The 6728-nt window shown below is 63.6% G+C and carries 5 protein-coding genes and 2 pseudogenes; 2 read left to right on the forward strand and 5 right to left on the reverse strand.

The features are described from left to right. Window positions 1–137, reverse strand: a pseudogene (locus ACI2JX_RS24805) (hydrolase); the annotation flags it as partial. A 221-nt stretch (window positions 138–358) separates the two neighbouring features. Here ACI2JX_RS24805 and ACI2JX_RS24810 point away from each other — a divergent pair. Together ACI2JX_RS24810 and ACI2JX_RS24815 are read left to right on the forward strand one after the other, a co-directional pair. After that, window positions 359–1270: a LysR substrate-binding domain-containing protein gene (locus ACI2JX_RS24810; RefSeq protein WP_404691202.1), complete on the forward strand. Its 912-nt coding sequence runs from the start codon at window positions 359–361 to the stop codon at window positions 1268–1270. A gap of 217 nt (window positions 1271–1487) precedes the next feature. Next, the gene (locus ACI2JX_RS24815; protein WP_404691203.1) at window positions 1488–2750 is read left to right on the forward strand and encodes an OprD family porin; all 1263 of its coding nucleotides are present in this window, start codon (window positions 1488–1490) and stop codon (window positions 2748–2750) included. A gap of 54 nt (window positions 2751–2804) precedes the next feature. Here ACI2JX_RS24815 and ACI2JX_RS24820 read toward each other — a convergent pair whose 3' ends face one another. The 4 genes and pseudogenes from ACI2JX_RS24820 to ACI2JX_RS24835 all read right to left on the reverse strand — a co-directional run. Continuing rightward, window positions 2805–4646 carry an amidohydrolase gene (locus tag ACI2JX_RS24820; RefSeq protein ID WP_404691204.1) on the reverse strand — a complete coding sequence of 614 codons (1842 nt, stop codon included), beginning with the start codon at window positions 4644–4646 and terminating at the stop codon, window positions 2805–2807. 333 nt (window positions 4647–4979) lie between these two features. Next, on the reverse strand, window positions 4980–5798 hold the full coding sequence (locus tag ACI2JX_RS24825; protein ID WP_186552987.1) for an alpha/beta fold hydrolase: 819 nt from the start codon (window positions 5796–5798) through the stop codon (window positions 4980–4982). A gap of 53 nt (window positions 5799–5851) precedes the next feature. Then, window positions 5852–6418, reverse strand: coding sequence for an antibiotic biosynthesis monooxygenase (locus tag ACI2JX_RS24830; protein WP_264233938.1), 567 nt, complete (start codon window positions 6416–6418; stop codon window positions 5852–5854). 88 nt (window positions 6419–6506) lie between these two features. Beyond that, a pseudogene (locus tag ACI2JX_RS24835) lies at window positions 6507–6728 on the reverse strand (hydrolase); the annotation flags it as partial.

Here is a 6728-nt window from a genome sequence, read left to right on the forward strand (position 1 = left end):
TCAGCCAGGGCCAGCACGTTGTTCTTGAAGCGGTCCGGCTCGATGTCGCGTACCAGCGACAGCAGGCCAGCTTGGTGGTCGACCAGCAGTACGGCAGCGTCGTCTTTGTTCAGGCGGTTGTATTTGAAGTGGGCCATGGTCGTGCTCCTAAAGGGGGTTTTGATGTTCAGTGAGTTGGGTGTTTCGCGTTGATGGGGAAAGATTAAAACCAAGACCTTTGGCGCACTAGATAGCGAAATTTGCCTTTAGCGTTCTGTTTTACGAACGATGCAGCTATGCTGCGAACGCGGTCCCTGTAGGCGCGGGCTTGCCCCGAGACAGGGCCCGCAGCCCCACTGAATGAACTGGAGCCCCACACGTGGAAGACCTCAACTCGCTCTACTACTTCACCCAAGTGGTCGAGCACGGCGGTTTTGCCCCCGCAGGCCGGGCGCTGGACATGCCCAAGTCAAAGCTCAGTCGGCGCATTGCCGACCTGGAAGATCGCCTGGGCGTGCGTCTGCTGCACCGCACCAGCCGGCATTGCTCGCTGACCGAAATCGGCCAGGAGTACTACCGCCGCTGCCTGGCGATGCGCGTCGAAGCCGAGGGCGCCGCTGAGGTCATCGAACGCAACCGTTGCGAGCCGCGCGGCCTGGTGCGTATCAGCTGCCCGACCACCCTGCTCAACTCGTGGGTCGGGCCGATGCTGACCCGCTACATGCTCAAGTACCCGCTGGTGGAGCTGTTCATCGAAAGCACCAACCGCCGCGTCGACCTGCTGCACGAAGGCTTCGACGTGGCGCTGAGGGTGCGTTTCCCGCCGCTGGAAAACACCGACATGGTGATGAAGGTGCTGAGCAACAGCACCCAATGCCTGGTCGGCCAGCCGTCGTTCCTCGAACAACTGCCACCAGGCTTCGATCCACTGCAATTGAGCGAATTGCCCAGCGTGCACTGGGGTAGCGCGCAGCGTGAATATCAGTGGGAATTGTTCCAGGGCGAGGACATGAGCCGCAGCATCGTCATCCCGCACACGCCGCGGATGGTCACCGACGACCTTTTTGCCCTGCGCCATTTCGTCGTGGCCGGCGTTGGCATCGCGCACCTGCCGCGGGTGGCGGTGCGCGATGATTTGGCCACAGGGCGCCTGGTCGAGCTGTTGCCGGGCTGGAATCCGCGCTGCGGTATCGTCCATGCGATCTTCCCGTCGCGTCGGGGCCTGTTGCCTTCGGTGCGTTCGCTGATCGATCACCTGGCTGAAGAGTTCTCTTCCAGCGATATGGCCTGAGCAGACGCGCGGGCAAGCCTGATTGGCTGTCCGTGCTGGCCTCTTCGCGGGCAAGCCCGCTCCCACAGGTACAGCGTCCCTGCTTGAGTCACGCGCCCCCTGGGGGAGCGGGCTTGCCCGCGAAGAGGCCAGCACCGACTCAGGTCACCAGCACACCCTTACAAGACAGTTCAGCGTGCCTGCCCCACAGTGCCCGATCATCCACACCGGAGCACCCATGTCTTTCGCATCATCCAGGCCCGCCCGCGCCCTGCTCGTCATGGTCATCCTCGGCCCCGCCCTGAGCCAGGCGGACGAACCGGGCTGGTCGCTGCTCAGCCGCAATTACCTGCTGCACAACGACTACCGCAGCCCGTCGGCCAGCGGCCAGAGCTATCGCCAGGAATGGGCCCAGGGGTTCATTGGCGAAGTGCGCTCAGGCTTTACTCCAGGCCCGCTTGGCCTGGGCGTCGATGCCCACGGGTTTGTCGGCCTCAAGCTCGATGGCGGACGCGGCCATGCCGGCACCGGCCTGCTGCCGCGTGACAGCGATGGTCGGGCTGAGTCCGCCTACTCCAGCGCCGGTGCCGCCCTCAAGCTACGCCTTGGCAAGACGCTGCTGCGCTACGGCGAGATGACCGTCGAAACACCGGTGTTCGATACCGGCGACAAACGTCTGCATCCCGAGTACGCCAGCGGATGGCTGCTGGAAAACAGCGATCTGCCCGACTGGCATCTGCAAGCCGGGCGCTTCACCGCGTTCAACAATCAGGACAACAGCTCCAGCCAGGATGATTTCAGCGGCTACGGCGCAACCACCCATGGGCACGCCATCAGCCTGGCGGGGGCCCGCTACGCGCCCGGCGGGCCGTTCGGCGGCGCTCTGTATGCAGCACAATTGCAGGACACCTGGCGTCAGGCCTACCTCAACCTGAACCTGGCCGAGGGCAACTGGCGCCTGGATGGCAACCTCTACCACAGCCGCGACACTGGCCAAGCCAGCGCCGGGCCGATCGATACGCTCGCCTACAGCCTGGCGGCCAAATACCGCTTCGGGCCCCAAGCGCTGACCTTGGCCCATCAACGGATCGAAGGCGAGACGCCGTTCGACTTCGTCGGTGGCGACTCGATCTACCTGGCCAACTCGATCAAGTACGCCGACTTCAACGGCCCCAACGAACGCTCCTGGCAACTGCGCTACGACCTCGACCTGGCCACCCTCGGCATCCCTGGCCTGAGCCTGATGGGTCGCTACGTCAGCGGTCGCGGCATCGATGGTACGCATGCCCCGGCTGGCGGTGCCTACCTTGGCCAGCAAGGCAAAGGCGGCCGTCACTGGGAGCGTGACCTGGACCTCAAGTACGTGGTGCAGAGTGGCACCGCCAAAGACCTCAGCCTGTCGCTGTCACATGTCAGCCATCGGGCCAACAGCGCCCAAGCCGGGGATGACATCGACCGTCTGTACCTGATCATCGAATACCCGCTCAAGGGTGGTTTCTGAGTCGCCCCTGACAGCACAAAAAAAACGGGGGCCAAAGTGGCCCCCGATTTCACATCAGAACGCGAAACACGAACAACCCAACGCACCCCAGAAGCCCTGGAAGTCATTGACCGGCACGCTCGACTGCCGCGCCTTCTCATGGCTATGTGCATGCACCCCACAAGGCCCACTGCATTGGTGCACTGCCGCCACCAGCGAGGGTGTACCGACGCGCCAGTGCCCTGGGACCTTAGCCACCGGCGACCATTCAGGCAGTACCGGCACCTGCGGTGGACCAAGGCGATCGAATTCGCCCGCCGCGTACACTACCTTGCCGTCGACGAGGGTCAGCACCGACTCGATGCCCTTGATCGATTCTTCCTCGACGCTGAAGAAGTCCTGCGACAGTGCCGCCAAGTCGGCCAGCTGGCCTACCTTGATCTGGCCCTTCTTGCCCTGCTCGCTGGAGAACCAAGCGCTGCCCTGGGTGAACAGCTGCAGCGCGGTATCGCGATCCAGGCCCTGCGGGTACAGCTCCATCCCACCCACGGTCTTGCCGCTGACCAGCCAGTACAGCGAAGTCCACGGGTTGTAGCTGGAGACTCGGGTAGCGTCGGTACCGGCGCCCACTGGCACGCCCATCTCGAGCATGCGCTTGATGGGTGGGGTCTGTTCGGCGGCCTTGGCACCGTAGCGATCAACGAAGTACTCACCCTGGAAGGCCATGCGGTCCTGGATGGCGATACCACCGCCCAGGGCGCGTACGCGCTCGATGTTCTGCGGGGTGATGGTTTCGGCGTGGTCGAAGAACCACGGCAGGCCGTTGAATGGAATGTCGCGGTTGACCTTCTCGAACACATCGAGCATGCGTGTGATCGATTCGTTGTAGGTGGCGTGCAGGCGGAACGGCCAGCGCTGCTCGACCAGATGGCGCACCACCGGCTCCAGCTCTTCTTCCATGGTCTGCGGCAAATCCGGACGCGGTTCGAGGAAGTCTTCGAAGTCGGCGGCGGAGAACACCAGCATCTCGCCGGCGCCGTTGTGGCGCAGGAAGTCGGTGCCACTGTGCAGCTTGACGCTGGATGTCCACTTGCGGAAGTCGTCCAACTCTTCCTTGGGCTTCTGGGTGAACAAGTTGTAGGCGATGCGCACAGTCAGTTGGTTGTTGTCGGCCAGCTCCTGGATCACCGAGTAGTCGTCGGGGAAATTCTGGTAGCCACCGCCGGCGTCGATGGCACTGGTCAGGCCCAGGCGGTTCAGCTCACGCATGAACTGGCGGGTGGAGTTGACCTGATACTCCAGCGGCAGCTTCGGCCCTTTGGCCAGGGTGGCGTAGAGAATCATTGCGTTGGGACGGGCGATCAGCATGCCGGTCGGATTGCCGAACTTGTCACGCTGAATCTCGCCGCCTGGCGGGTTCGGCGTGCTCTTGTCATAGCCGACCGCCTTGAGCGCGGCGCGATTGAGCAGCGCGCGGTCATACAGGTGCAGCAGGAACACCGGGGTGTCGGGCGCGGCCTGGTTGATTTCTTCGAGGGTCGGCATGCGCTTTTCGGCGAACTGGAATTCGTTCCAACCACCGACCACGCGCACCCACTGCGGAGTCGGCGTACGCGCCGCCTGGTCCTTGAGCATGCGCAGGGCATCGGCCACCGACGGCACGCCTTCCCAGCGCAGTTCCAGGTTGTAGTTCAGGCCACCGCGGATCAGGTGCAGGTGCGAGTCGTTCAAGCCTGGGATGACCGTGCGCTGTTTGAGATCGATGATCTGCGTGGCGGCGCTCTTGTAGGCCATGGCCTCGGCGTCGCTGCCGACTGCGAGGAAGCGGCCGTCCTTGATGGCAACGGCACTGGCGGTGGGCTTCTCGCGGTCGACCGTGTGCAGTTTGCCGTTGAACAGAATGAGATCGGCGGTCATGGGGGCTCCTTGGGTGGATGCATGGGCGGCACCGGCTGAACCGGTAAAGGGCAGCGCGGACCAAAGCGCACCGGCAGCACCGAGCACGGTGCTGGTGGCGAGGAACTGGCGACGGCTCTTGTCGTTGGGGTCCTGACTCATAAGGGTCTCCGTCTGAAGGCGGCATCGGCAGGCGCGACTGCGGAGCATGCCGCTTCATGCCTGGTGACGATTGGATGGATGTGCTGCGTTGAGGTCTTGAGGCTAGCAACGAAGTGCGTGGGGTGCCGGCTGTGCCGGTGGCAGTTGCGGCCTCTTCGCGTATCGATCGGCGAAGGGCCGCAAGATCGAGACTTACCGGGACACGAATGCCAGCAGGTCTTCGTTTAACTGCTGCGCATGAGTGACCGCGAAGCCGTGCGGCGCACCGCTGTACACTTTCAACTCAGCCCCACCAATGAGCTCGGCAGCGCGCTTGCCGGTGGTTTCGAACGGCACGATCTGGTCGCCATCGCCATGGATCACCAGGGTCGGCACGTCGATTTTGCTCATATCAGGACGGAAATCGGTCTGCGAAAACGCCGTGACGCAGTCCAGGGTGGCTTTCAACGACGCCATCAGGGCGATGTTCAACGTCTGCGTTTGCACCCCCTGGGACACCGTCTGCCCCTGGTTCAGCCCATAGAACGGCGTGGCGAAATCGGCGATGAACTGCGCCCGATCCGCGCGCAGCCCCGCCTGGATGCCGTCGAACACCGACCCGTCGACGCCATCAGGATTGCTCGGGGACTTGCCGAAGATCGGCGTTACCGCGCCCAGCAATACCAGCCCGGCTACCCGCTGGCTGCCGTGGCGAGCGATGTAGCGGCTGACATCGCCACCGCCCATGGAGAAACCGACCAAGGTCACTTCGCGCAGGTCGAGGTGTTCGATCAACTGGGCGATATCGTCGGCGAAGGTGTCGTAGTCATAGCCAGTCCACGGCTGGTCGGAGCGGCCAAAACCACGACGGTCGAAAGCGATGGCGCGGTAGCCGCGGCTCGCCAGGAACTCCATCTGCGAGTCCCACATGTCGGCGTCCAGGGGCCAGCCGTGGCTGAACAGCACGGGCTTGCCACTGCCCCAGTCCTTGTAATAGATCGAGGTGCCATCGCGGGTCACGAGCGTGCTCATATCGGTAATCTCCTGAAAATGGGTAGGTAGTTGAACGAGGCAGTCAGCAAAACTCAGCCGCGTAGCCAGTTGGCACAGCGGCGGGTCACCCACGGCATGATGTAGAACACCACCGGCAAGATGACGAACAGGTTGACGATCAAGTTGCCCGCCACTGGCCCGCCCAGGTGCGGGAAGCGGGCGAAAAACGGCGCCAGCAACTGCGGGATGACCATGGTCATTGGGCAGATCACCAGGTAGGTCAGCAGTGCCTGCTTCCAGCGCGGCGGCTGCGCGGCGTTGCTGCTCGGCGGGGTGAACCAGAACTCCGGATCCTCATGCACCTGGGTGTGGTCGCCGTCTTCGAGCAACGGCAGCACTTCACTGACCAGCGCCTGGCGCTCGGCTGAGTTGACCCAGGCCTGCAACAGCCCCGCATCGGCAAAGCGCACCACGGTGGTGAAGTGCCGGCCACCGTCGTCTGGGCGAATCACGTTGACGTCCAGATGGCCAGGCTGCAGGCGGGCGGCACAGACCGCGCGCTTGAGCCAGGCCTCGTAGCGGCTCAGTGATTCGGCGCGGGCCTTGTGCTGGATGACCAGGGTCACCACGTTGCGATTGTCTTGGGTTGCAGTGTTCATCGGCGTTCCCTGGAGATGAGCGGGCCAAGGCCCACTGTGCGGCAGTGGGCAGGCGCTGGATTGGATCAATGTGCTGTGGGCGGATGATTTACTTGGCGGCAGTCAGCGCGTTGTAGCTGGTCATCAGGTTGCGGTAGTCCGGGATGTGGTTGGAGCACAGCGCAGCCAGGCCTTCGATGTCGTTGCGCCAGTCGCGGTGCAGCTCGCAGGCCACCCCGAACCAGGTCATCAGCTGGGCGCCAGCACGGCTCATGCGGTCGTGGGCGGCGTCGCGGGTCATCTCGTTGAAGGTGCCGGAGGCATCGGTCAC

Source organism: Pseudomonas sp. NPDC088890 (assembly GCF_044900155.1).
GTDB lineage: Bacteria > Pseudomonadota > Gammaproteobacteria > Pseudomonadales > Pseudomonadaceae > Aquipseudomonas > Aquipseudomonas urmiensis.